This is a genomic window from Microbacterium sp. Marseille-Q6648 (assembly GCF_943181415.1).
In the GTDB taxonomy this organism is placed as follows: Bacteria; Actinomycetota; Actinomycetes; order Actinomycetales; family Microbacteriaceae; genus Microbacterium.
The window spans coordinates 536,687-560,466 of sequence record NZ_CALPBZ010000002.1 but is presented as its reverse complement, the minus strand read 5'-3'; the positions used below and the strand labels follow the sequence as shown (position 1 = coordinate 560,466).

The following is a 23,780-nucleotide window of genomic DNA, read 5'->3' as shown; positions in this document are numbered from 1 at the left end:
TCAGAGAGTGCGGAACGTGTAGGTCACCGTGACCGAGGAGGCGCGCGTGTCGACGTCGATGCGCGCGCCCACCCGGGCGCCGTTGGTCGTGACCAGCGGAAGCTCGGCGCTGTAGGCGTCGCTGCCGCGCGAGGCCGCCGTGAGATCTTCGTCGAGCTGCTCGAGATGCTCGGTGGTCCAGCCCCACGACGGCGCGACGGAGCGGACCGAACCCATCGCGGTACCCCACGTCCGGGGACCGGCGGGCCCGGTCCGGAGGGCCACCAGCTCGTCGTCCTCGGTGATGAGGGTGAACGCGTCGACGAGCTCGATGCTGAAGGTGCCCTCTTCGCCGAGGACGATCGCGCGTACCGGCACGAGCGGCTCGATCGTGCGCTCGCCGTCGGGCTCGAGGCCGAGCTCGCCGGCCGACAGGGCGTCGTCGCGCAGCTTGACGCGCAGCTCGCCCTGACGGGTGAGGAAGTCGACACCCGCCTGCGTGAACAGCGACGCACCGTCGGCGGCCTGCTGATCCACGGCTGCCTCGGGCTCGGGCTCGCTCCACCACGAATCGCCCACGGCGATCGCCGCGATCACGACGCCGATGCACAGCAGGGCCACGATGGTCGTCGGCACCCACGACAGCAGACGCTTGCGCCGCAGACGCTGCGCCTGCGGGGAACGGGGTGACGGCATCAGTGCACGATCGCTTTCAGCAGCGCCATCAACGCGCCGAAGCCGGCCGTGCTGACCGCCCCCAGGAGGCGGACCGGCATCGCGGCGCCGCGCCGCGCGAACGCGACGTAGCCGAGGATTCCGAGGAGGATCACGCACGACCACAGCGCCGCCCATTCCGCCACGGGATCGGGCACGACCTGGGTCGTCCCCAGGAGCAGGATCGCGCAGGGGATGAGCGCCGACAGCAGCAGGCCCCACGACGCGCGCAGCGCCTGGCGGAAGGACGCCCGCAACCCGGTGTCGCGGCCCTCGTCGAGACCGTGATGGGCGACGGTCCCCGCGTAGACGTGCGCGAGCCAGAACACGACCACGGTGAACACCACGGTCACGAGCACCTGCAGCGACGACGTGGAGTGCAGGCTCGCGACGACGATGAGGCCGGCCACGAGCAGCACACCGTAGACGGCCTGCTCGGTGGTGAATCCCGTGCGCACGAGCACCCGATGCAGCCCGTGCGTGCGCCGGTCGGCGTGGCGTGGAGACGTCTCGCTCATGCCGGGTCGATCCGCAGCACCCCGGGCGTCTCGCCCACGGGGAGGTCGTCGACCACCCGCAGGCTGCGGGCCAGGTCGTCCACGGCGCCGATGACGGTGCCGAAGCGCTCACGGTCGGAGCACACCGCCGTGACGGTGACGAAGTGCGTTCCGGTGTCCCACGTGTACGAGGCGAACGGCGGTGTGCGCTCGTCGCGGGGGAGCGGCATGGCGAGCTTCTCGCCCTCGCCCAGGTGGGGGTTGCGGAACGACTCGGTGTCGTCGTACTCCATCGGCATCATGGCGCGCGCCGCGCGCAGCTCGTTCGTGGCGCGCTGCACCTGCGCCATCACCACGAGCAGGTCCGGGTCCGCCTTCCACACCCACGCGAGTACGCGTCCGGCGGCCCGCTTCATGAGCAGGGGTGCGGCCTGGCTCATCGCCCACGCGGCGACGCCGCTGCCGGGCCGGGGAGTCTGACCGGTCGGGCCGACAGCGCGGCCGGCCTGCGTGAGCAGCATCCGGATCGCGGCCTTGCGGTGCCGACGCCCGCGCCAGCCCAGCGAATCGGTCACCGGCACCCAGCGATCGGGGGCGGCATCGGCCTGAAGTCTCGGCATGACTCCAGGGTACGTGGGCAGGCGACACGGCGCCTCTGAGGGTGCGGCGAGGGCTCCCGGTCGCGCGGCGGCGCTCGGGTACAGTGGATGCCGCGTGCCCGACGACCATCGAACCGCGCACTTCGCCGCACAGACAGGTCCACCGCATCCCGTGACTGAACCCGCGACGCCCGACGAATCCGCCGCCGACGCCGTGAGCCAGCGACCCCTCACGGTGCTGATCGGCGCCGACACGTTCCTGCCTCATGTGAACGGCGCCGCCCGCTTCGCGGAGCGGCTGGCCGCGGGCCTCGTCGCGCGCGGGCACGAGGTGCACGTCATGGCACCCAGTCGCACCCATCGCGAGCACGGCACGTTCACCGAGGTGATCGAGGGCGAGTCCATGACGATGCACCGGCTGCCGTCGTGGCGCTGGCTGCCGCACGACTGGCTCACCTTCGTGCTGCCGTGGATGTCGAAGCACTATGCGCGCAGAGTCCTCGACCGCGTGCGCCCCGACGTGGTGCACATCCAGTCGCACATCGTGATCGGCCGGGGACTCTCTCGCGAGGCGCACAAGCGCGGAATCCCGATCGTGGCCACCAACCACGTGATGGCCGAGAACGTCGTCGACTTCACCACGCTCCCGCCGGTGCTCGACAAGTTCGTCGTCAAGCTGGCGTGGGACGACGCCAAGCGCACCTTCGCCCTCACGCGCGCCGTCACGACCCCGACGCGCAAGGCCGCCGACTTCCTCGAGAACACGATCGACATCCGCGGTGTGATGCCCGTCAGCTGCGGACTCGAGGCCAAGAACTACACCCCCGATCTCACCCCGCGCGACGCCCATCGCCTCGTGTTCGTGGGGCGGCTGACCACCGAGAAGCAGATCGATGTCATCCTGCGGGCACTCACCAAGCTCGACCCGGCGCTCGACGTGCAGTTCGATGTCGTCGGCAACGGCGACCAGCGACGCAACCTCGAGGAGCTGGCCGGTCAGCTCGGACTCGCCGACCGGGTGCGCTTCCACGGCCACACCACCGACGAGGAGCTGAGGGGCTTCCTCACCCGCGCGAGTGTGTTCGTGATCGCCTCGATCGCCGAACTGCAGTCCATCGCGACCATGGAGGCGATGGCCTCGGGCCTGCCGATCGTCGCCGCGGACGCCGTCGCGCTGCCGCACCTCGTCCACGATGGCGAGAACGGCTACCTGTTCCGGCCCGGTGACGCGGACGACCTCGCCGCGAAGATCAACCGCGTGCTGCGCCAGACGCCCGACGAGCGGCGTCGGATGCAGGAGGCCTCCCTGGAGGGCGTGAAGGTGCACGACATGACCCGGACCCTCGAGACCTTCGAGGCGCTCTACCGCGGCGAGCCGGTTCCGGAGTAGCCCGCGTGCACATCGTGATGTTCGCCGACCAGCACGTGGAGTCGCTGGGCGGGGCGCAGGTGTCGATGAGGCTGCAGCGCCGGTACCTCGAGCGCGCCGGGCACACCGTCACGATCGTGGCGCCCGCACTGCACGGGCAGCGGGCACGCGCGGCCGTTCCCGCTCGCGCCGCCGCGGGACCCGCGTACGTGGACCTGCCGTCGGTGCCCATCACTTTCGACCGGGAGTACTCCTTCACATGGCCGGGTGCCGCCGCCGACCGCCGGGTCGACGAGGCTCTCGCCTCGCGACCGCCGGTCGACCTCGTGCACGTGCAGGCGGACTTCTGGGGCGGATTCATCGGGCATCGCTTCGCCGCCCGTCGCGGGCTGCCGGTGGTGCACACGATGCACAACCGCGTCGATGTGGGCATCGAGGCGACGACGCCTCTGCCGGGGCTGGTGCTGCGCGCGCTGAACCTGTGGCAGCGCCGAGCGCTGGCGGCGGGCCGGGTGGTTGCCGGGGCCGGGGCACCGGTGGACGGCGGCCGCGCTCCAGGTGCCGGGCGCGGTGGGGATTCGGCCGCGGGTGTCGGGGCTGACGCCGCGGTTGCCGGCCGGGGCGCCGGCAGTCCGCGCGACGGGTGGGGCTTCCTCCGCGGCTTCGCCGCGCGCTCGGATGCGGTCACCGCGCCCTCGAGCCACTTCGCGCGTCGCCTGGAGGACCACGGCGTGGTGCCCGGTCGCGGCGGTCGCGGCATCCGCTCTGCTGCAGGGGCTGCCGAGGCCGAGCCCCGGATCGACGTGGTGTGGAACGGCATCGACGACGACCTGCTCGACGCGGCGCTCGCCTCGGCTCCCGAGGTGCGACCGCCCGGCCCGCCGCGCCTGGTCTGGAGCGGACGGATGAGTCCCGAGAAGCGGCTGCTGCCCTTCCTCGAGGCGCTGGCTGTCTCGGGCGTGGTGGCAGACGTCGAGGTCATCGGCGGCGGTGCGCAGCTCGGTGCGGCGCGACGGCTGCTCGGCCGGCACCGCGCGGCCGCCACGGTGACGTTCGCGGGGCGCCTCCCGTACCCCGAGACGCTGCGGCGGATCGCCGCCGCCGACGCGCTGGTGCAGACCTCGATCGGCTTCGAGACGCAGGGGATGACGGTGTTCGAGGCCGGCGCCCTGGGAACCCCGTCGGTCGTCTCGGACCCCGACATCGCCGAGGAGCTCGGCGCGGGGGTGTGGCGCGTCGAAGACGCCTCGGTCGATGCGCTCGCGGCGGCGCTGCGGTGCGTGGCGTCGCGCGTGGCGGAGGGGACCGCGCCGACCCCCGACCCGACGCTGCGCACGCGGTTCCGGCAGTCGTCGCGGACCGCGGCGATGCTCGAGGTGTACCGCCGCGTGCTCTGACCCGGCGTGGAGGATCACAACTCCTGCAGCTGACCCGGCGTTGAGGATCACAACTCCTGCAGCTGACCCGGCGTTGAGGATCACAACTCCTGCAGCTTTCTGCGGTTCGAGGTCCTGGGGTGCCGCGATTCCGCGGTTTTCCGGGGCTGCGGCTCGGTTCGTCGACCAGAGGTGCAGGAGTTGTGATCCGGTCACCCCTCAGCCGACGGCAGAGGTGCAGGAGTTGTGATCCCCCGACGGGCGGGCGTCGTCACGGGTGGCGGGTGGGGGTCTGGCGGTAGCCGTCGCGGGCGACGGTGACGAGCGCGCCGATGAGGCCGGCGACGCCGAGGGCGGCGAAGAGGATGAGCGTCAACATGGCAGGAACGCTACGCTTGCGCTCCGACTGCCACGAGTGGCAGGATGGTCACGGTTCGGCAGATTCCTGCCAGTCGCGAGGAGGCTCCCATGAAGACCGTCGCCGTCATCGTCCAGCCCGGTTTCGCTCCGTTCGAGTTCGGCCTCGCGTGCGAGGCGTTCGGCCTCGATCGCTCCAGCGACGGCATCCAGAACTTCGACTTCCGCATCGTGACGCCCGAGCCGGGCGCGGTCGCGAGCAACATCTCGTTCTCGATCAACGTCGACGACGACCTCGCCTTCGCCGACGAGGCGGACCTGGTCGTCGTCACGCCCGTTCCGCGTTCGAGCTGGACCAGCGTCGACCGGCGGGTCGCCGACGTCGTGCGTCGCGCGGTCGACCGGGGCGCCTGGGTGCTGACGGTGTGCAGCGGAGCATTCGTCGTGGCGGCGGCGGGGGTGCTGGACGGCCGTCGGGCGACGACTCACTGGATGTACGCCGAGACGATGCAGCAGATGTACCCGCAGATCGAGGTCGATCCCGATGTGCTGTACGTCCAGGACGGCCGCATCATCACCAGCGCCGGCACGGCGGCCGGACTCGACGCGTGCCTGCACCTGCTCCGTCAGGAGCTCGGCGCCGAGGCGGCCAATCGCATCGCCCGCCGCATGGTGGTCGCCCCGCAACGCGACGGCGGGCAGGCCCAGTTCATCGACAGCCCCCTGCCGGTGTCGGCGTCCCACTCGCTCGCACCGGTGACCGACTGGATGGTCGCCCATCTGCGTGAAGACCTCACGGTCGACCAGCTCGCGGCGAAGGCGCATATGTCGCCCCGCACGTTCGCCCGCCGGTTCAAAGCCGACTTCGGCACCACGCCTGCCGCGTGGCTCGCACGCCAGCGGATCCTCCACGCCCAGCGACTGCTCGAATCCACCGACCTCGGACTTGATCGCATCGCCTACGAGGCGGGCTTCGGGTCGGCCGCCGTCCTGCGCCAGAACTTCGCCCGCGTACTCGGCATCACGCCCACCGCGTACCGCACCCGGTTCTGCTGCACGGTCGAGATGACGGATGCCGCGGCGTCCACCCCGTCGACTCCGGCGGCCCAGGTGCTCGAACCCGTCGCCTGACGGCCCCGCGCTCGCTCCGCACGGCCTCGGGTCCGTGGGCCCTGTTGTCGCTCCTGCGCAGCGGTGGTAAAGTTGAGCCTGCTCGACTCAAGTTTGAACGGGCGAACGACCACGGGGAGAAGAATGAACGCCACGCAGCAGCCTGGGCAGGAGGACTCGCAGAGCGCCCTCGAGCAGTTCGGGATCAACCTGACCGACCGCGCTCGTCAGGGCAAGCTCGACCCGGTCATCGGCCGAGACGGCGAGATCCGGCGCGTCAGTCAGGTGCTCACACGCCGGACCAAGAACAACCCGGTGCTGATCGGCGAGCCCGGCGTCGGCAAGACCGCCGTCGTCGAGGGGCTCGCGCAGCGGATCGTGGCGGGCGACGTCGCCGAGTCCCTCAAAGACAAAGAGCTGGTCACCCTGGACATCTCGGCGCTCGTCGCCGGCGCGATGTATCGCGGCCAGTTCGAGGAGCGCCTCAAGAGCGTCCTGAAGGAGATCACCGAGTCCGACGGCCGCATCATCACGTTCATCGACGAGTTGCACGTGCTCATGGGTGCGGGGGGCGGCGAGGGGTCGGTTGCGGCATCCAACATGCTCAAGCCCATGCTCGCGCGCGGCGAGCTGCGCCTCATCGGTGCGACGACGCTCAACGAGTATCGCGAGTTCATCGAGAAGGACGCCGCTCTCGAACGCCGTTTCCAGCAGGTCTATGTCGGCGAACCCAGTGTCGAAGACACCGTCGCGATCCTGCGCGGGCTCAAGGGACGGTACGAGGCCCACCACGGCGTGACGATCAGCGACGGCGCGCTCGTGGCAGCGGCTGCGCTCAGCAACCGGTACATCCCCAGTCGGCAGCTTCCCGACAAGGCCATCGACCTGATCGACGAATCCATGAGCCGTCTGAAGATGGAGATCGACTCCAGCCCGGTCGAGATCGACCAGCTGCGGCGCCAGGTCGACCGGATGCGGCTCGAAGAGCTCGCGCTGAAGAAGGAGAAGGACGACGCGTCGAAGGAGCGGCGGACCAAGCTGCGCGAGCAGATGCAGACGGCCGAGGCCGAGCTGCAGGCACTCGAGGCGCGCTGGGAGCGCGAACGGGCGGGGCTCAACCGCGTCGGCGACCTGAAGAAGCAGTACGACCAGGCCGTGACCGACCGCGATCGGGCGCTGCGCGAAGGCGACTACCAGCGCGCATCCCGTCTGGAGTACGAGACGATCAAGCGCCTCCAGCACGAGATCGACGAGGCCGAGCGCGCCGAGCAGGACAGCACCGAGGAGCGCATGGTCAACGAGCAGGTGACGGATGAGGACATCGCGGCGGTCATCGCCGCATGGACCGGCATCCCCGTCGGGCGCCTGCTGCAGGGCGAGACCGAGAAGCTCGTGCACCTCGAGGCCGAGCTCGGCAAGCGTCTGATCGGTCAGAAGCAGGCCGTGAAGTCGGTGGCGGATGCCGTCCGTCGCAGCCGCGCGGGCATCAGTGACCCGAACCGTCCGACCGGCTCGTTCCTGTTCCTCGGCCCCACGGGCGTCGGAAAGACCGAGCTGGCCAAGGCGCTCGCGGAGTTCCTCTTCGACGACGAGCACGCCATGGTGCGCATCGACATGTCGGAGTACGGCGAGAAGCACACCGTCTCGCGCCTCGTCGGCGCCCCTCCCGGGTACATCGGCTACGAGCAGGGCGGACAGCTGACCGAGGCGGTGCGCCGCCGGCCGTACTCGGTCGTGCTGCTCGATGAGGTCGAGAAGGCCCACCCCGAGGTCTTCGACGTGCTGCTGCAGGTCATGGACGACGGGCGCCTCACCGACGGGCAGGGCCGGACGGTCGACTTCAAGAACGTGATCCTGATCCTCACCTCGAATCTCGGCTCGCCGATCCTGATCGACCCGACACTGTCGTTCGACGTCAAGCGCGAGCAGGTCCAGGCGCTCGTCCGCCAGGCGTTCAAGCCGGAGTTCGTGAACCGACTCGACGACATCGTGGTGTTCCAGACCCTCACCGAGGATGACCTCGCGCAGATCGTCGAACTCGCCGTCGACGCCCTGCAGCGCCGACTGCACGACCGTCGGCTCGAGCTGGCGGTCACACCGGATGCGCGCACGTGGCTGTCGGAGCGCGGGTACGACCCGGTCTTCGGCGCCCGGCCGCTGCGCCGGCTCATCCAGTCCGAGATCCAGGACCGACTGGCCATGGGGCTGCTCTCGGGCGGTGTGCGCGACGGCGACCTCGTCACCGTCGACGTCGCCGCCGACGGGTCGCAGCTGGTGCTCACCAGCGCCGGCCCACGGCCGGCCGCGCCCGAGGACGACGACGAGGTGATCGAGGCGATCCTCGAAGAGGACTGAATCGCCGTGTGCGACGATCGAGCGTGATGAACAGGACCTGGGCCCGGGTGGCGGGCGCCCTGTGGGCGTCGACGCACCCCGGGCCCACGCTCGTGGTGACGGGACTCTCGTTCACGCTCGGAATCGCGGTGGGTCTCGAGCCGTGGCGTTTGGCCGTGCTCGCGCTCGCCGTCTTCGCCGGGCAGGTGTCGGTCGGCATCTCGAACGACGCGATCGATGTGGCCCGGGACCGGGCTGTCGGTCGAACCGACAAGCCCCTCGCCCGAGGCGACGCCTCGGTCCGTTCCGCCTGGGTGGCGGCGGGCGCGGCGGCGGGCGTCGCGCTGCTGCTGTCTGCGCTGCTCGGGGTCGGGATGCTTCTCGCGCACGCCCTCGCGCTGGCGTCCGCCTGGGCCTACAACGCGGGGCTCAAGGCCACGGTGTGGTCGGTCGTGCCGTTCCTCGTGAGCTTCGGGCTCCTGCCGCCGCTCGCCACGCTGTCGGCCCCGTCGCCCGCGATGGCTCCGCTGTGGGCGAGCGCCGCAGGGGCGGCGCTGGGCGCCGCGGTTCATCTCACCAACGTGCTGCCGGATCTTGCCGACGACGCCCGCACCGGCATCCGGGGTCTGCCCCATCGGCTCGGAGCCCGCGTGTCGGCTGCGGTGGCCGTCGTCGCGATCATGACCGGCGCCGTCGCGGTGCTCGTCGGCCCGGATCCGGGCGCACCCTCCGCCGTCGCTTGGGTCTTCTTCGTCGCCGTCGCTGCCGTGGCGGCGGCGGCGCTGGTGCTCGCGCTCGTGCGGCCACCCTCGCGCGCGCTGTTCCGTCTGGCGATGCTCGCTGCGCTGCTGCTCGCTACGCAGCTGGTGCTCACCTCCGCCCGGATCACGTGATCTGGACGGCTGGCCCGGGAGCGCGCCGGCCACGTCACGTGATCTGGACGGCGGTCGAGCGGGCGGATGCCGGCGTGGCAGCGCGCCGACGGCGATCAGGCGTCGCGGTCGAAACCCATCGCGTAGGCGCGCGCGAACAGCGGTCCGGTCAGGGGGCCGAGCATCGCGCGGACCAGCGCCTCTCGCGCGCCGGCGGACGCTCCTGGAAAAGGTCGACCGAGCCGGGTGTTGAACGCGGCCATGCCGGCTGCGGTGCGCGCCGACGTCACGCGGCGATACTCCCAGTGATCGAGCGCCGCGGTCGGCTCGACCCCGCTGTGGACCCACTGCGCCAGCAAGGGGGCGAGCGTCACGGCGTCGAGCAGGCCGAGGTTCATCCCTTGGCCGCCGATCGGGCTCACCTCGTGCGCGGCGTCGCCGACGACGGCGACTCGGCCCCGCCGCATCCGCGGGGCCACGATGCGGCGCACCCCGAACGTGGTCGCGTCCACGATGCCGTCCGCCGCGGCATCCCCCCGCGCGGCGACGGCCGACCGCAGCCGCTCGGCCGGCGTCGGCCCGCCCCCCTCTGTCGCAGCACCGGCTGCCCATCCGCCCGCGCCGGACATGCCGCTGCCGGCGTCGGGCATCCCGCGGTCCGCCTCAGCCGTGCCGGCGCCCGCCCCGGTCATCCCGCGGTCCGCCTCGGCCACGTCGCTGCCGCCCGGATTCCACCCGGTCTTCGCGCCGGCCGCGTCCGCTCCGGCGAACCCGTCCCACGCGACGAAGCGTCGCAGACCGCCCGGCAGGGGGAACGACTCGAGCACCCCTGACGGATCGAGGTCGACCACCGCGACGGTCGGGTCGGCGTCGGGCGTGGCCGCGGCATCCGTCATCACGTACCGATCGGGGTAGATCGTGCGCCGCAGCGCGCCGGGCCGGTAGACGAGGTCGCGCCCGCCGCCGCCCGTGGCCACGACGACGAGCGCCGCCTCGGTCTCGACCGGTCGCCCGCCGACCGCGTAGCGCACGCGCACGCGATCCCGCCGGGGCAGCAGTGCCGAGACCTGCGCTCCGCGGAGCGGGACGGGGGCACGAGTGGCGAGGATGCGCTCGGTGTCGGCCTGCGGACGTGTCGCGACGAACGGGAAGCGGCTGCCGAGCCGGTCGAAGCGGACCACACCGAGGGTACGGCCGCGCGCGCGGGCGATCCCTCGATCCACCCGCACGGCGCCGTCGAGCAGTTCGTCGGTCAGCCCGGCGCCCTCCAGCGCGGCGAGGGTGGCCGAATGGATGCCGATCGCGCGACTCCCGGCACCGGCGGCGGGCCGGCGCTCGAACACCTCGACGTGCACACCTCGACGGGCCAGCTCGCCGGCCAGCAGCAGGCCCACCGGACCCGCCCCCACGACGATGACGTCAGGCACGGGATCTCACGGCCAGAAGACGGAACGGCGCCGGAGTCTCGACCCGCCACCCGGCACCGAGCGCGCGAGACAGCTCGTCGGGCCGGTAGCTTCGCCGGATCGAGCGCAGTCCGTCCGTACGCAGGAACGTGCCGGGGGCGAAGGGCGTGATCCCGACGGCGTAGAGGCCGTACGCGAGCCGGCCGCGGGCGATGTCGCCGTGCAGCACGAGACCGGTCGCCGCCAGCGCGGTGGTCTCGGCGAAGTCGGCCAGTTCGTCGTCCGTGAGGTGGTGCAGCACGTGGTTCGACAGGACGACGTCGAAGTGCTCCCCGGCGTCGACGAGCGTGCGCGCGTCGGCGCGCACGAACTCCACGTTCGGCGGGACATCCCGGGCCGCGGCGACCTGGAGCGCGCGGGGATCCGGCTCCGCTCCCGTCCACTGCACCGAGAGGCCGTCGGCGGCGCTCCAGCCGGCCAGCCGCGCGACCAGGTCGCCGCCTCCCGCACCGATGTCGAGCACCCTGGCGGGGCGTCCGAGGCCGGTGAGGAACGGTCGCAGCCGCCTTCGGTAGACCGTGCCCCACCCTGCGACGAGGCGGTTGACGAGGTCGAAGCGCTCCAGCGTGGCGCGCAGCCGTTCGGGATCGCAGTCCGGGTCGTCCATGAGCTCGCGCAGGCCCTCGTCCCGGGCGGAGAGCCCGGCGCGCCGCCCGGTGCCCGCTCGTGCCTCGGTACCCGGGCGCGGGCTGATGCCGGGGCGGGTACCGAGGCTCGAGCGCGGGCCGGTAGCCGGGCGCGGGCCGGAGCCCGGTCGCCGGGGGTCGCCGACGCCGGTGCCGTTCACCCCGCGACCGCCGCGCGCTTCGTCATCAGCGCCGACTCCACCGTCAGTCCCGGCCCGAACGCGAGACCCGCGATGCGGCTGCCGTCCGCGATCGCGTCGTCGTGGAGCATCGCCTGCAGGATGAACAGGATCGTGGCGCTCGACATGTTGCCGTAGTCGCGCAGCACGGCGCGCGAGGCCGCCAACGCCGCCGGGTCGAGTCCGAGTCCCGCCTCGACGCGGTCGAGGACGCTGCGGCCGCCGGGATGCACCGCCCAGACGTCGGGCGCGTCCTCTGCGGCGAGGAAGGCGTCGACGGCGCCGCGGATCTCCCGTCCGACGATGCGCGGCACTTCGGCCGAGAGGGTCATCTCGAAGCCGTGGTCGCCGATCGTCCACACCATGTCCTCCTCGCCCTCGCCGGTCACAGCCGTGGCGAACCGTTCGAGGTCGAGGCCGGGGCGATCGGAGCGCGCGGTGACCACCGCGGCGGCGGCGCCGTCGGCGAAGACCGACGACGCGACGATCTGCTGCGGGTCGCTGGATCCGCACACGTGCAACGTGCACAGCTCGGTGCAGGCGACGAGCACGACGGCGTCGGGCTGCGCGTCTGTGAGGCGGGCGGCCAGACGCAGCCCCGGCATCGCCGCGGCGCAGCCGATGAATCCCAGGTGGTAACGCTCCACGGTGGGGGGCAGGTCGAGGTCGCGAACCAGTCGGTAGTCGGGGCCCGGGGCGAAGAACCCGGTGCACGAGACGGTGACGACATGCGTCACTTCGGATGCCGCGACGCCCGCGTCTCGCAGCGCTGCGCGCGCGGCCTCGGCCGTCAGACCCGGGGCGAGCGCGGTGTACAGGTCGTTACGTGCGCCGGTGGTGGGCTCGAGCAGGGCTGTGCCGTCGACGAAGGACGGGCCGGTTGCCCCGTCGCGCAGGGGAGCGGGGGTCGCCGCAGGGTCGGCGAGCTGGGTCAGCACCGTGTGGCGGCGGTCGATGGCCGCGGCGTCGAACGCCGCGTGGACCAGGCGCTGCGTCAGCCGATCGACGCCCGGCTGCCCGGCGAAGAAGTCCCGCACGCGCTCCTGCGACACGATCGTGGCGGGAACGGCGGTGCCGATCGACAGGATGCGCGCGGTCATGCACTCACCTAAGCACGCCGCCGGGTCCGTGCGGGTCGCGGTTGCGGGATCCGCCCGCGCACGCTACTCCCGAGCGAGCGGTGACGCGTGCGCACGCGCCCCCGGGAGACGGCGTGTCGCGGGGCAAAGCGTGACGCGTGCGCACGCGTCACTGGGCCTGACGGTCGGGGACGCACCGCCAGACGGCCGGCGGCGGCGCGCTCGGCCCCGCCGCCGGCTCGAGATCACGCGTCGACGAGCACCGACTCGTCGAGGGAGCGGCGGGTGCGAGGGGCGTTCTCGCGCGCCTGCAGCTCGTCCGAGGCCGCGCGGATGTCGCCCAGCTCGCCGACCGCGGCGATGGTCACCGGCGTGAGCTCGGGCGCCAGCTCGAACGCCTGGGACAGAGCGGCACGGTCGAAGCCGCCCATCTGGTGCGTCGACAGTCCGTTCGCGTGCGCCTGGATCGTGAAGTGCGCGGCGACCTGGCCGGTGTCGTACACGGCCCAGTCCAGCGTCTGGCCGTCGCGCTCGGTCTCGGCGATGAAGACCACGAGCACGGCGGCGTCACCGGCCCACGCGCTGTTGAAGCCGGCGAGGGTCTCGACGATGCGCGCGTGCTGGTCCGTGCCGCGGCGGGCGACGATGAGGCGCCACGGCTGCAGGTTCGCCGCGGTGGGCGTCCAGCGGGCGGCTTCGAGGGCGCTCGCGAGGGCGCTCTCGTCGATGGGCGCGTGCGCGTCGAAGATCCGGGTGCTCCAGCGCTCGGCGAGGACGTCGAGGATCGGTGCGTCGGTGTCGGCGGTGCGATCGATGGCAGTGGTCATGACTGACTCCCTGAGATGTTGCGGTTCGGTCGGGACGCCGTCGGCCCGATCTATGCAACGGAATGGAGTGCCGTTCATTCCCGAATGATGTCAGGTACCGCGGATGCCGTCACCCGCGCTCGTCGGCGGGTGCGGCATCCGGAAGCTCCCTCATCCCCCAGAACGGGCCGATCACCACGAAGAGGGCCGACAGCACACCGCCGAGCGCGCCGATCCACATCGTCGGCACCGTGCCGAGCCACGTCCCCAAGGCGCCGGCCAGGAGCGCCGAGATCGGCATGACCCCCCAGACGACGAAGCGGATCGAGGCGTTCATGCGGCCGAGCAGCCGGCGAGGCGTGATGCGCTGGCGGAAGGTCACCTGGGTGATGTTGTAGAGCAGGACGGTGAACATCCCCAGGAATCCCTGCGCGACGAGCAGGGGGAAGGCGAGGTCGGGGACCCAGGCGGCGGCGGGCAGGGCGAGCCCCACCACCGAGAACCCGATCGAGCTGATCGGGATCGCGCGCGCCTCGCCGATCCAGCGCACGATGTGCGGGGTGGCAACGGCTCCGCAGAGGCCGCCGATCGCGCTGAGCGAGAAGATGACGCCCATCGCGGCGGGCGTCAATCCCAGCTCCCGCAGCAGGAAGATCGGCAGCAGGGTGAAGGTCAGCGTGCTGAAGAAGTTCGACACCGACGTCGTGCCCACGATGCGCCGCAGCAGCGGGTTGCCGAACACCCACCGCAGCCCCTCGCCGATCGACCGGAACAGCGGCGGGTGCTCGTCGGCGGGGGCGACCGTCTCGTCGTCGCGGGTGAACAGCAGCGCGATCATCGACGCGACGTAGGTGCCGACGGTGGCCAGGATCGCCACGGGAGCGGTCAATGCGGCGACCAGCCAGCCGCCCGCCGCAGGGCCGGCGATGCCGGCGAGCTGCGACGTCGACTCGAGCTTGCCGTTGGCCTCGGCGATCTGCGACGACCGCACCAGCGACGGCACGATCGACTGGTACGACACGTCGAAGAACACCGTCGCGATGCCGAGCACGAACGCGACGGCGATCATGTGCCAGATCTGCAGCACTCCGGCCCACCACAGCAGCGGCAGGCTCGCCAAGGCGACCGCGCGCACGGCGTCGGCGGCGATCATCACGTGCCGTTTGCGCACGCGGTCGATCCAGGCGCCGGCCGGCAGGCCGATGAGGAGGAACGCCGCGACGTTCGCCGCGGTGAGGACGCCGACCTCGAACTCGGAGGCATCGAGCAGCAGCACCGCGAGAACCGGCACGGCGAGCTCGGTGATCTGCGCACCGAACTGGCTGAACGCCTGCCCGCTCCACATGGTGAGGAAATTGCCGTCCCGCCACAGCGATCCCGCACGCGATCCCGCACGCCGCTCCACCTGCGGCTCGACCGATTGAGACATGTCGATCAGTGTGAATCAGTGATTGAGAGAAGTCAATCGCTTCCCGTAGCATCGGGCGCATGACCCACCGCGACGATCCCGAGCACGCCGAGTTCGTCGCCCGCGCGCTCAGCTCGCCGCTGCGGCTGAGAATCCTGCGGCTGTGCGCCTTCGACGCCCGCACCAACAAGGAGCTCGCCGAGCTGCTCGCGGTCAACCCCGGCACGCTCCTGCATCACGTCCGCACGCTCGTCGAAGCGGGGATGCTCGCCCCGCAGCCCGAGCGCACCGGCGCCCGCGGCGCGCGGGAAGTGCCGTACCGGGCGACCGGCCTGTCGTGGCGCTCGCGCATCCCCAACCAGTCCGTCGTGATCATCGAGACCGTGCGGCAGCAGCTGGAGGGCGTCGACCCCGAACAGGTCGACGTGTCGTGGCTCGGACTGCGCCTGAACGCCGAGCACAAGGCGGAGCTCGACCAGCGCCTCTACGACCTCCTGACGGAGTTCAAGGAGCGCGGCCCCGACCCCGGCGGAGACCCGTATTCGCTCGTCGTGATGACCCATCCCGACCTCAACCCGCCGTCCGCCGACGCCGACGACGCGGCCGATGCCGGCGGCCGAGCCGACCCTATGGACAACGCCACGGCGCGGGAGGATCGTTGACGCCGAGGGGGATGAAGCCTGAGGAGGCGGACATGTTCACAACCGACAATCCCTTCAGCAGCTTCTCGGTGGACGACATCGACGAAGCAGCGCGCTTCTACGGCGAGACGCTGGGCCTTCCGGTCCACGTCAACGCCGAGATGCGCGGCATGACGATCTCGCTGGCGCCGGGGGGCCACGTCTTCGTCTACGAGAAGGAGAACCACGAGCCGGCGTCGTTCACGGTGCTGAACTTCGGCGTCGACGACGTCGAAGCGGCCGTCGACGATCTCAACGGCCGGGGGATCACGACCAAGATCTACACCGACCCCGACTACGGCACCGACGAGAAGGGCATCTCGCGCGGCTTCGAGGACGGTCCCGACATCGCGTGGTTCCGCGACCCCGCCGGGAACGTCGTCGCCGTCGGCCAGATGGTCCCCGGGATGGTTCCCGAGTGAGCCGCGGGCGAGGCGCTCAGCCGGTGAGCGCCTCGCGCAGCTTGACGCGACCGCCCATCCGCAGCAGCGAGTTGCGGTAGATCTTCGCGCCGATCCCGATCGCGGCCACGCACGTGACCACGAGGATCACCAGCGACAGCAGCGGCTCCCACCACTGCGCCTCACCGAGGAAGAGGCGCATCGGCATGCCCACCGGCGCCGAAAACGGCACGTACGACATGATGCCGAGCACCAGCGGGTTGTCGAAGAAGAAGATGACGAGGAAGTACGGCGCCATCACGAGCATCGTCAGCGGCGTCGTGGTCGACCCGATGTCCTCCTGGCGCGAGACCATCGAGGCCGCGGCGGCGAACAGCGAGGCCAGCAGCACGAACCCGAACAGGAAGAACACGGCGAACCACGCGATCGGCCCCCCGAGTCCCTGCAGCAGTTCGGTCTGTCCGGTGACGGTGAGCCCGACGACGGCGATCGAGGCGAGGATGAGGATCTGACCCATCGCCAGCACGGTGTTGCCGATGACCTTGCCGGCGAGCAGCGTGCGCACCGGGATCGCCGAGATGAGCAGCTCGACCACGCGCGTCTGCTTCTCTTCGACGACGCTCTGCGCGATGGTGCCGCCGAACAGCGAGGCGGCCATGAGGAACACCACACCGAACCCGACCGCGGCGACGTACCCGAGCACGGCGGTCGCGCCCTGCGGATCGAGGATCTCGACCGGCGGCACCTGCGCGAGAGACAGCAGCAGCTGCGACGGCGGGGTGGATTCCACGAGCACGGCGAACCCGGTCGGCGAGGCGGGGTCGTCCACGATCGCCGCGTCCACGTCGCCGCCGGTGACGAGGGCCTCGGCGTCGCTGCGAGCGTCCACCTCGGTCACTTCGAGCCCCGGCACGTCCTCGACGAAGCGCTGCGCGTCGGTCGTCACCGCGACGGGGGTGCCGCTCTCGGAAGCGGCCGCGAACCCGCCCCACAGCACGAGCGCGAGGGCGCCCAGGAGAAGGATCGCGGTGGAGATGACGAACGCCTTGCTGCGCAGCTTCGAGCCGATCTCGCGCTCGGCGACGAGCCACGTGCTCGAGGCGGCGCTGGGTGCGGGCGCGGGGGTGCGGACGGCGCTCATCGGATGACCTCCTTGAAGATCTGGGCGAGAGACGGATGCCGGGGTGCGAAGCTCGCGACGTCGCCCTGGTCGACGGCGCGACGCAGCACGCGCTGGGCGGTCTGGTCGGAGTCGACGTCGAACACGGCGTAGCCGCCGTCGAACTCGACGACCTCGACTCCCGGCTCGGAGCGCAGCCACCCGGCGTCGCCCGCCGACACCAGCTCGAATCGGCGTGCGGAGTGCTGCCGGCGAAGGTCGTCGCGGGTGCCGGCGGCGCGGATGGTGCCGCCGGAGATGATCACGAGGTCGTCGCAGAGCCGCTCGACGACGTCGAGCTGGTGGGACGAGAACAGCACGGCCGCGCCGGCCTCGGCGCGGCGCTGCAGCACCGAGGCGACCACGTCGACGGCCAGCGGGTCCAGGCCCGAGAACGGCTCGTCGAGGATCAGCACCTCGGGGTCGTGGACGAGGGCGGCGGCGATCTGCGCGCGCTGCTGGTTGCCGAGCGAGAGCGCTTCGACGTTGTCGTTCAGGCGTTCGCCGAGCCCGAGCTGCTCGAGCAGCTCGCGGGCGCGGGTCGCGGCATCCGTCTTGCCGAATCCGTGCAGGCGGGCGAGGTAGGTGATGTGCTCGTGCACCTTCATCTTCGGGTACAGCCCGCGCTCCTCGGGCATGTAGCCGAAGCGACGACGATCGGATGCCGTCACCTCCACGCCGTCGAGGGTGACGGTGCCGGCGTCACGACCGAGGACGCCCAGGACGATCCGCATCGCGGTCGTCTTGCCGGCGCCGTTCCCCCCGACGAAGCCGGTGAGGCGGCCGGGGCGGACGGTGAACGACACGCCGTCAAGCGCCCGGCGCTCGCCGTAGTGCTTGGTGATCCCCTGAAGTTCGAGCATGGTTCCCACGCTACGGACGAGGGTCCCCTCACGGCATCCCCCGTGAGGCGGAGATCGCAGCTGACGTCAGGCCAGACCGTGCCGGTGCGCCCACACGACCGCGGCCACGCGGTCGCGAACGCCGAGCTTCTGCAGCACGTTCGACACGTGCGTCTTGACGGTCGCCTCGCCGATGTAGAGCGCACTCGCGATCTCGGCGTTGCTCATGGCCTGCGCGACGAGGCGCAGCACGTCGGTCTCGCGGTCGGTCAGCTCGGGGGTCGCGGCAGGCGGCGTGGTGACGGGCGCCGGACTCGGGGACGCGGGTGCGAGCCGCGCGATGACCCGCCGGGTCACCTCGGGGGCCAGCAGCGCGTCGCCCGCCGCCGCCACGCGCACGGCGGAGACCAGCTCCTCGGGCCCGGCGTTCTTCAGCAGGAACCCGCTCGCCCCGGCCGACAGCGCCTCGAACAGGTAATCGTCGCGGTCGAAGGTGGTGACGATCACGATCGCGGCATCGACGGCGGCGTCGGCGGCGAGCAGGCGCGTGGCCTGGATCCCGTCCATGTCGGGCATCTGCACGTCCATGCACACGACGTCCGGACGAAGAGCGGATGCCGCGGCCACCGCCGTGCTTCCCGTCGCCGCCTCGCCCACGACGGCGATGTCGGGCTCGCTCTCGAGGATCATGCGGAAGCCGGCCCGCATGACGGCGTGGTCGTCCACGAGGAGCACCCGGATGGTCACGGTGCGACCGCCCCCGCGCGGAGGGGCGCGCGCAGGCGGACGAGGAAGCCGCCGCGCTCGCGAGGGCCGACCTCGAGTTCGCCGCCCGACGCGGCCGCGCGCTCGCGCATGCCGACGATGCCGAGCCCCGGGCGGAACTCCCCGCGACCGCGACCGGTGTCGGTCACCTCGAGTTCGAGCGCGTCGGGGGTGTATCGCAGGCGCACGTCGGCGGTCGTGCCGGGGCCGCCGTGGCGGCGGGCATTGGTGAGCGACTCCTGGGCGATGCGGAACGCGTTGACCTGCACCACGGCGGGCACGTCGACGGGGTCGCCGACGACCTGGAACGTCGTCGGAAGCCCGGTCGCCGAGGCGTGGGCGACGAGCTCGCCGATGTTCTCGAGCCCGATGGTCGAGGGATCACCCGACTCGGCGTCGGTGGTCCGGAGCGTCTCGAGCAGATGGCGCAGTTCGTCCAGGGCCGAGCGGGCCGAGCCTTCCACACCGCGGAGCGCGTCGCGCGCGGCGTCGGGGTCGCGGTCCATCACCGCCCGTGCGGCGCCGGCCTGCACCCCCATCGCCGAGACGTGGTGGGCGACGACGTCGTGCAGCTCGCGGGCGATGCGCACGCGGTCGAGGGCGACGGCCTGCGCCGCGGTCACCTCGCGTTCGCGCTCGAGCTCGTCGGTGCGCCGCTCGAGGTCGGCGCGCTCGAGGGCGGCCGCCCAGGCCCGGTCGCCCATGTAGTACGCGCCGCCGAAGAACGCGGCGTTGACGAGGAACTGGATGAGCATGAACGCCACGAAGGGCGAGAAGAGGCCGACCCGCGACAGGCCCTCCTCGGTGGGCGCGGTCGCGGCCTGGAAGGTCGTCGCCAGCAGCCAGATGAACATGCCGACGATGATCGCGATGCGGACGATCGCCGCCCGGCGGCGGTCCTCGACCCACGCGCCGACGGTGTACATCGCGATGAAGATCGCCACGTTGCCCACGTAGATCTCGGGGATGCGGGCCGAGACGGCCACGAAGAACGCCGCCGAGACGATGACGGCGACGATCTCGGGGAACCGGCGCCGCACGGCCAGGGGTGCCGTGAGGGCGACGGCGTACAGCAGCGCCCACTCGACGCCCGCCGTCTCGTCGCCGAAGACGCCTGACACGGATCCGAGGGCGGTGCTCAGCACCGCCGCGACGAGGAGGCCGCCGGCGAGCCAGACGTCGGCACGCAGATCGCGGGGGGTGGGACGGGCGCGGCGCAGCGCGGGCTCGGGCGGGCGAGGCATCCCTCCACGCTACGGGGGAGGCCGGCGCCCGGCATCCCCCTCACGGGGGACTAGAAGATCATCGGGCGATCGTCGTCGTCCCCGCCGTCGAGGTCGAGGTCGACGACCACCGGCACGTGGTCGCTCGGGCCGTCGCCCTTGCGCTCCTCACGGTGGATGGCCGCGCCGGCGACGGCGTCGGCGAGCGCGCGCGATCCGAGGATGAAGTCGATGCGCATGCCCTGGTTGCGGGGGAAGCGGAGCTGCTTGTAGTCCCAGTAGGTGAAGCCCGCGGGCACGAGCGGGCGGACGACGTCCTGCAGACCGGCGGACTCCAGCGCCGCGAAGGCGTCGCGTTCGAGCGGCGAGACGTGGGTGGAGAACCCCGGAACGACCGCGGGGTCGCCGTTGTCGGCGTCCGTGGGTGCGATGTTGAAGTCGCCGACGAGCGCGAGCGGAAGATCGGGGTTCGCCTGCAGGGTCGCTCGGGTGTGCTCTTCGAGCGCCTTCAGCCAGTGCAGCTTGTAGTCGTAGTGAGGGTCGCCGAGCGCGCGGCCGTTCGGCACGTACAGGCTCCACACCCGCACCCCGCCGACGGTGGCGCCGATCGCCCGGGCCTCCTGCGGCGCGTCGGGCCCCTCATGGCCTTTGGCGAAGCCCGGCATCCCCGGAAAAGCGGTCTCGACGTCCTCGATCGGTTCGCGGCTGGCGATCGCGACGCCGTTCCACTGCGAGAAGCCGTGGGCCTCGACGTGGTACCCGGCCTCCTCGAACTTCTCGAACGGGAACTGCTCGGCCTTGCACTTGATCTCCTGCATGGCGAGGACGTCGATGCTCTCGCGCACCGTGAAGTCGACGATCCGGTCGACGCGGGCGCGGATGGAGTTGACGTTCCAGGTCGCAAGACGCATAGACCCCAGCATATTTCCCGGATGCCGGGCTCACAGTGCGCGGAGGATGTCCTCGACGCGGTCCTTGGCGTCGCCGAAGAGCATCGCGGTGTTCTCGCGGAAGAACAGCGGATTCTGCACACCGGCATAGCCCGAGGCCATGGACCGTTTGAACACGATGACGTTCTCGGCCTCCCACACCCGCAGCACCGGCATCCCGGCGATGGGGCTCGTGGGATCCTCGGCCGCCGCCGGATTGACGGTGTCGTTCGCGCCGATCACGAGCACCACCGTGGTGGCGGCGAGGTCGTCGTTGATCTCGTCCATCTCGAGCACGATGTCGTACGGCACCTTCGCCTCGGCCAGCAGCACGTTCATGTGCCCGGGCAGGCGACCGGCGACGGGGTGGATGCCGAACCTCACGTCCACGCCGCGTTCGCGCAGCTTCTCGGTCAACTCCGCAACGGGGTACTGCGCCTGCGCGACCGCCATGCCGTAGCCGGGGGTGATGACGACGCGGGAGGCGCCCGTGAGCATGTCGGCCACGGTCTCGGCGTCCACCTCGCGATGCTCGCCGTGGTCGGCGTCGTCGCCCCGCGGCGCCTCGATGCCGAAACCGCCGGCGATCACCGACAGGAACGACCGATTCATCGCCTTGCACATGATGTACGAGAGGTACGCACCCGACGAGCCCACGAGGGCGCCGGTGACGATCAGCAGGTCGTTGTCCAGCAGGAAGCCGGCCGCGGCGGCGGCCCAGCCCGAGTAGCTGTTGAGCATCGAGACGACGACCGGCATGTCGCCGCCGCCGATCGAGGCCACCAGGTGCCACCCGAGGGCGAGGGCGAGCAGGGTCACGGCGATGAGCAGCCACAGCTCGGGCGTGATGACGTACCAGACGGTCAGCCCGACGAACGCGACGAGGGCGCCGAGGTTGAGCGCGTTCTTGCCCGGCAGGACCAGCGGCTTCGACGACATGCGGCCCGAGAGCTTCAGGAACGCCACGATCGACCCGGTGAAGGTCACGGCGCCGATGAAGACGCCGATGAAGACCTCGGCGTCATGGATGTCGGCGAGCGCTCCCTCGAGGCCGGTGTCGTACAGCGCCCCGTTCCAGCCGACCAGCACGGCGGCTGCGCCGACGAAGGAGTGCAGGAGGGCGATGAGCTCGGGCATGCCGGTCATCTCGACCTTGCGGGCCCGCCACAGGCCGATGGCGCCGCCGACGAGCATCGCCGCGATCAGCAGCCCCAGCCCGAGCGCCGCCTGCGGCGACCCCCACGCCGACGACGCGGTGAGCCAGATCGTGGCGATCAGGGCGATCGCCATGCCGACGAGGCCGAACGTCACGCCGCGGCGCGCGGTGTCGTGGCGGCTGAGCCCGGCCAGGCTCAGGATGAACAGCAGCGCGGCGATGAGGTACGCCGCGGTCGCGACCGACGCGGCGGTCATCGGGCGTCGCCCTTCGAGAACATGCCGAGCATGCGCCGGGTGACGGCGAACCCGCCGAAGATGTTGATGCTGGCCAGCAGCACGGCGACCGCCGCGAGGATCTGCACGACGAGCCCGGGCGCGGCCAGCTGCACGATCGCGCCGACGATGATGATGCCCGAGATCGCGTTCGTCACGCTCATGAGCGGCGTGTGCAGGGCGTGCGTGACCTTGCTGATGACGTAGAAGCCCACCACCACGGACAGCGTCAGGACCGTGAGGTGCTGCGGCAGCGGCTCGGGCGCGATGGCGCTGAGGCCGAAGAGGACCGCGGCGCCGGCGACGGCGAGCGCGGTCCTGGCCGTCCGGGAGAGGCCGGTCTTCGCCGGCGGGGCGGCGGCTGCGGCATCCGTCGTCCTGGCCGGCGGGGCGGCCGAGACCTGCACGGGAGGGGGAGGCCACGTCGACCGGCCGTCGCGCACCACGGTCACACCGCGCTGCACGACGTCGTCGAAGTCGAGGACCATGCGGCCGTCCTTGCCCGGGGTGAGCAGTTTCAGCAGGTTGAGCACGTTGGTGCCGTACAGCTGCGACGCCTGAGCGGGGAGCCGCCCGGCGAGATCGGTGTAGCCGAGGATCACGACGCCGTTGTCGGTGACCACCCGCTCGCCGGCCACCGAGCCCGCGACGTTCCCGCCCTGCGCGGCCGCCATGTCGACGATCACGCTGCCCGGCTTCATACGTGCGACGTCGTCGGCGGTGATGAGGCGCGGCGCGGGCCGGCCGGGGATGAGCGCCGTGGTGATGATGATGTCGACGTCGGCCGCCTGCTCGCTGTAGATCTCGGCGGCGCGGCGGTCGTACGCCTCGCTCGTGGCTTTGGCATAGCCGTCGCTCGAGACCATCTGCTCCGCCACCTCGACCGCGAGGTACTCGCCGCCGATCGACCGCACCTGATCGGCGACCTCGGGTCGCGGGTCGGTGGCGCGGACGACGGCGCCCAGGCTCGACGCCGTGCCGATGGCGGCGAGCCCCGCGACACCCGCGCCCGCGACGAGCACCTTCGCCGGCGGCACCTTGCCGGCGGCGGTCACCTGACCGGTGAAGAAGCGGCCGAACTCGTGGGCGGCCTCGACCACGGCACGGTAACCCGAGATGTTCGCCATCGAGCTGAGCACGTCCATCGACTGCGCGCGGGAGATGCGCGGCACGGCGTCCATCGCCAGCGCGGTGATCCCGCGAGTGGACAGTGCCTCGACGAGATCCGGACGCAGCGCGGGCGAGAGCATCCCGATGAGTGTCGCGTCATCCGACAGACGGGCGATGTCGGCGGGCTGCGGCGGCGCGATGGTGAGGACCACGTCCGCCGCCCACGCGGTCGCCTCGTCGACGACGGTCGCGCCGGCATCCGCGTACGCCTGATCGGGGAAGGCGGATGCCGCACCCGCCCCCGCGGCCAGCACGACCTCGTAGCCCAGCGCGACGATCTTCTGCACGGTGAGCGGGGTGGCGGCGACGCGGTTCTCGCCGGGCGGTTCGGCGACGATGCCGATGCGCGTCATGGCTGCTCCAATGCTGCGCGCGTGCTGCACCGCTCGCGCGCGGGTCTCGACACGAC

The 23,780-nt window shown here is 71.7% G+C and carries 22 protein-coding genes; 7 read left to right on the top strand and 15 right to left on the bottom strand.

Annotated features, from left to right (window positions below; genetic code table 11):
- Genes NFR93_RS10060 through NFR93_RS10050 form a run of 3 tightly spaced genes read right to left on the bottom strand, consistent with a single transcriptional unit; the run spans position 1 to position 1,810 of the window.
- Complete coding sequence (locus tag NFR93_RS10060; protein WP_251452841.1) at positions 1-675, bottom strand: hypothetical protein; 675 nt, start codon at positions 673-675, stop codon at positions 1-3.
- Positions 675-1,211, bottom strand: coding sequence for a hypothetical protein (locus tag NFR93_RS10055; protein WP_251452839.1), 537 nt, complete (start codon positions 1,209-1,211; stop codon positions 675-677). The genes NFR93_RS10060 and NFR93_RS10055 overlap by 1 nt, the downstream gene beginning before the upstream one ends.
- Entirely contained in the window at positions 1,208-1,810 is a 603-nt protein-coding gene (locus NFR93_RS10050) for a hypothetical protein (RefSeq protein WP_251452838.1), read from the bottom strand. The genes NFR93_RS10055 and NFR93_RS10050 overlap by 4 nt, the downstream gene beginning before the upstream one ends.
- Before the next feature lie 151 nt (positions 1,811-1,961).
- On the opposite strand from NFR93_RS10050, the gene NFR93_RS10045 reads away from it, so the two are divergent.
- The 5 genes from NFR93_RS10045 (at position 1,962) to NFR93_RS10025 (ending at position 9,228) form a co-directional block, all read left to right on the top strand.
- A complete protein-coding gene (locus NFR93_RS10045; protein ID WP_251452828.1) occupies positions 1,962-3,179 on the top strand; it encodes a glycosyltransferase in 1,218 nt (405 codons plus the stop codon).
- A 5-nt stretch (positions 3,180-3,184) separates the two neighbouring features.
- Positions 3,185-4,555, top strand: coding sequence for a glycosyltransferase family 4 protein (locus tag NFR93_RS10040; RefSeq protein WP_251452825.1), 1,371 nt, complete (start codon positions 3,185-3,187; stop codon positions 4,553-4,555).
- Between the two features lie 447 nt (positions 4,556-5,002).
- Positions 5,003-6,022 (top strand): GlxA family transcriptional regulator, encoded by a 1,020-nt coding sequence (locus tag NFR93_RS10035; protein WP_251452822.1) that lies wholly within the window; start codon positions 5,003-5,005, stop codon positions 6,020-6,022.
- A 123-nt stretch (positions 6,023-6,145) separates the two neighbouring features.
- A complete protein-coding gene (locus NFR93_RS10030; RefSeq protein WP_251452818.1) occupies positions 6,146-8,356 on the top strand; it encodes an ATP-dependent Clp protease ATP-binding subunit in 2,211 nt (736 codons plus the stop codon).
- A 26-nt stretch (positions 8,357-8,382) separates the two neighbouring features.
- Positions 8,383-9,228, top strand: a complete 846-nt coding sequence (locus NFR93_RS10025; RefSeq protein ID WP_251452802.1) for a UbiA family prenyltransferase — start codon at positions 8,383-8,385, stop codon at positions 9,226-9,228.
- Positions 9,229-9,323: 95 nt separating this feature from the next.
- Here NFR93_RS10025 and NFR93_RS10020 read toward each other — a convergent pair whose 3' ends face one another.
- From NFR93_RS10020 to NFR93_RS10000, 5 genes are all read right to left on the bottom strand, one after another.
- On the bottom strand, positions 9,324-10,634 hold the full coding sequence (locus NFR93_RS10020; RefSeq protein WP_251452799.1) for an FAD-dependent oxidoreductase: 1,311 nt from the start codon (positions 10,632-10,634) through the stop codon (positions 9,324-9,326).
- Entirely contained in the window at positions 10,627-11,280 is a 654-nt protein-coding gene (locus NFR93_RS10015; RefSeq protein WP_251453056.1) for a methyltransferase domain-containing protein, read from the bottom strand. Before NFR93_RS10015 ends, NFR93_RS10020 begins: the two co-directional genes overlap by 8 nt.
- 176 nt (positions 11,281-11,456) lie before the next feature.
- The gene (locus NFR93_RS10010) at positions 11,457-12,578 is read right to left on the bottom strand and encodes a type III polyketide synthase (RefSeq protein WP_251452796.1); all 1,122 of its coding nucleotides are present in this window, start codon (positions 12,576-12,578) and stop codon (positions 11,457-11,459) included.
- A 224-nt stretch (positions 12,579-12,802) separates the two neighbouring features.
- Positions 12,803-13,384: a nitroreductase family protein gene (locus tag NFR93_RS10005; RefSeq protein ID WP_251452793.1), complete on the bottom strand. Its 582-nt coding sequence runs from the start codon at positions 13,382-13,384 to the stop codon at positions 12,803-12,805.
- Positions 13,385-13,493: 109 nt separating this feature from the next.
- Complete coding sequence (locus tag NFR93_RS10000) at positions 13,494-14,792, bottom strand: MFS transporter (protein WP_251452791.1); 1,299 nt, start codon at positions 14,790-14,792, stop codon at positions 13,494-13,496.
- Positions 14,793-14,851: 59 nt separating this feature from the next.
- Here NFR93_RS10000 and NFR93_RS09995 point away from each other — a divergent pair, with 59 nt between their 5' ends.
- Together NFR93_RS09995 and NFR93_RS09990 are read left to right on the top strand one after the other, a co-directional pair.
- The gene (locus NFR93_RS09995; protein WP_251452788.1) at positions 14,852-15,433 is read left to right on the top strand and encodes an ArsR/SmtB family transcription factor; all 582 of its coding nucleotides are present in this window, start codon (positions 14,852-14,854) and stop codon (positions 15,431-15,433) included.
- Between the two features lie 32 nt (positions 15,434-15,465).
- Positions 15,466-15,873 (top strand): VOC family protein, encoded by a 408-nt coding sequence (locus NFR93_RS09990; RefSeq protein ID WP_251452786.1) that lies wholly within the window; start codon positions 15,466-15,468, stop codon positions 15,871-15,873.
- 16 nt (positions 15,874-15,889) lie between these two features.
- On the opposite strand, the gene NFR93_RS09985 is transcribed toward NFR93_RS09990, so the two are convergent.
- The 7 genes from NFR93_RS09985 to NFR93_RS09955 all read right to left on the bottom strand — a co-directional run bounded on the left by NFR93_RS09985 (position 15,890) and on the right by NFR93_RS09955 (position 23,724).
- A complete protein-coding gene (locus NFR93_RS09985) occupies positions 15,890-16,993 on the bottom strand; it encodes an ABC transporter permease (RefSeq protein WP_251452784.1) in 1,104 nt (367 codons plus the stop codon).
- Complete coding sequence (locus NFR93_RS09980) at positions 16,990-17,874, bottom strand: ABC transporter ATP-binding protein (protein WP_251452783.1); 885 nt, start codon at positions 17,872-17,874, stop codon at positions 16,990-16,992. Before NFR93_RS09980 ends, NFR93_RS09985 begins: the two co-directional genes overlap by 4 nt.
- Positions 17,875-17,940: 66 nt before the next feature.
- Positions 17,941-18,600, bottom strand: a complete 660-nt coding sequence (locus NFR93_RS09975; RefSeq protein WP_285814568.1) for a response regulator — start codon at positions 18,598-18,600, stop codon at positions 17,941-17,943.
- Positions 18,597-19,862, bottom strand: a complete 1,266-nt coding sequence (locus NFR93_RS09970) for a sensor histidine kinase (protein ID WP_251452775.1) — start codon at positions 19,860-19,862, stop codon at positions 18,597-18,599. The genes NFR93_RS09975 and NFR93_RS09970 overlap by 4 nt, the downstream gene beginning before the upstream one ends.
- A gap of 50 nt (positions 19,863-19,912) precedes the next feature.
- Positions 19,913-20,752 (bottom strand): exodeoxyribonuclease III, encoded by an 840-nt coding sequence (locus NFR93_RS09965; protein WP_251452772.1) that lies wholly within the window; start codon positions 20,750-20,752, stop codon positions 19,913-19,915.
- Between the two features lie 30 nt (positions 20,753-20,782).
- Positions 20,783-22,183, bottom strand: a complete 1,401-nt coding sequence (gene pntB / locus NFR93_RS09960; RefSeq protein WP_251452756.1) for a Re/Si-specific NAD(P)(+) transhydrogenase subunit beta — start codon at positions 22,181-22,183, stop codon at positions 20,783-20,785.
- On the bottom strand, positions 22,180-23,724 hold the full coding sequence (locus NFR93_RS09955; RefSeq protein WP_251452739.1) for a Re/Si-specific NAD(P)(+) transhydrogenase subunit alpha: 1,545 nt from the start codon (positions 23,722-23,724) through the stop codon (positions 22,180-22,182). Before NFR93_RS09955 ends, pntB begins: the two co-directional genes overlap by 4 nt.
- Positions 23,725-23,780: the final 56 nt, after the last annotated feature.

Excerpts from the sequence above, each read along its gene's own strand:
- NFR93_RS10030 (WP_251452818.1), top strand. The coding sequence starts at position 6,146 with ATGAACGCCACGCAGCAGCCTGGGCAGGAGGACTCGCAGAGCGCCCTC.
- NFR93_RS10050 (WP_251452838.1), bottom strand. The coding sequence starts at position 1,810 with ATGCCGAGACTTCAGGCCGATGCCGCCCCCGATCGCTGGGTGCCGGTG.
- NFR93_RS09985 (WP_251452784.1), bottom strand. The coding sequence starts at position 16,993 with ATGAGCGCCGTCCGCACCCCCGCGCCCGCACCCAGCGCCGCCTCGAGC.
- NFR93_RS10025 (WP_251452802.1), top strand. The coding sequence starts at position 8,383 with ATGAACAGGACCTGGGCCCGGGTGGCGGGCGCCCTGTGGGCGTCGACG.
- NFR93_RS10060 (WP_251452841.1), bottom strand. The coding sequence starts at position 675 with ATGCCGTCACCCCGTTCCCCGCAGGCGCAGCGTCTGCGGCGCAAGCGT.
- NFR93_RS09995 (WP_251452788.1), top strand. The coding sequence starts at position 14,852 with ATGACCCACCGCGACGATCCCGAGCACGCCGAGTTCGTCGCCCGCGCG.
- NFR93_RS10055 (WP_251452839.1), bottom strand. The coding sequence starts at position 1,211 with ATGAGCGAGACGTCTCCACGCCACGCCGACCGGCGCACGCACGGGCTG.
- NFR93_RS09955 (WP_251452739.1), bottom strand. The coding sequence starts at position 23,724 with ATGACGCGCATCGGCATCGTCGCCGAACCGCCCGGCGAGAACCGCGTC.
- NFR93_RS09970 (WP_251452775.1), bottom strand. The coding sequence starts at position 19,862 with ATGCCTCGCCCGCCCGAGCCCGCGCTGCGCCGCGCCCGTCCCACCCCC.
- pntB (WP_251452756.1), bottom strand. The coding sequence starts at position 22,183 with ATGACCGCCGCGTCGGTCGCGACCGCGGCGTACCTCATCGCCGCGCTG.
- NFR93_RS09965 (WP_251452772.1), bottom strand. The coding sequence starts at position 20,752 with ATGCGTCTTGCGACCTGGAACGTCAACTCCATCCGCGCCCGCGTCGAC.
- NFR93_RS10000 (WP_251452791.1), bottom strand. The coding sequence starts at position 14,792 with ATGTCTCAATCGGTCGAGCCGCAGGTGGAGCGGCGTGCGGGATCGCGT.
- NFR93_RS10005 (WP_251452793.1), bottom strand. The coding sequence starts at position 13,384 with ATGACCACTGCCATCGATCGCACCGCCGACACCGACGCACCGATCCTC.
- NFR93_RS10010 (WP_251452796.1), bottom strand. The coding sequence starts at position 12,578 with ATGACCGCGCGCATCCTGTCGATCGGCACCGCCGTTCCCGCCACGATC.
- NFR93_RS10035 (WP_251452822.1), top strand. The coding sequence starts at position 5,003 with ATGAAGACCGTCGCCGTCATCGTCCAGCCCGGTTTCGCTCCGTTCGAG.
- NFR93_RS09980 (WP_251452783.1), bottom strand. The coding sequence starts at position 17,874 with ATGCTCGAACTTCAGGGGATCACCAAGCACTACGGCGAGCGCCGGGCG.
- NFR93_RS09990 (WP_251452786.1), top strand. The coding sequence starts at position 15,466 with ATGTTCACAACCGACAATCCCTTCAGCAGCTTCTCGGTGGACGACATC.
- NFR93_RS10015 (WP_251453056.1), bottom strand. The coding sequence starts at position 11,280 with ATGGACGACCCGGACTGCGATCCCGAACGGCTGCGCGCCACGCTGGAG.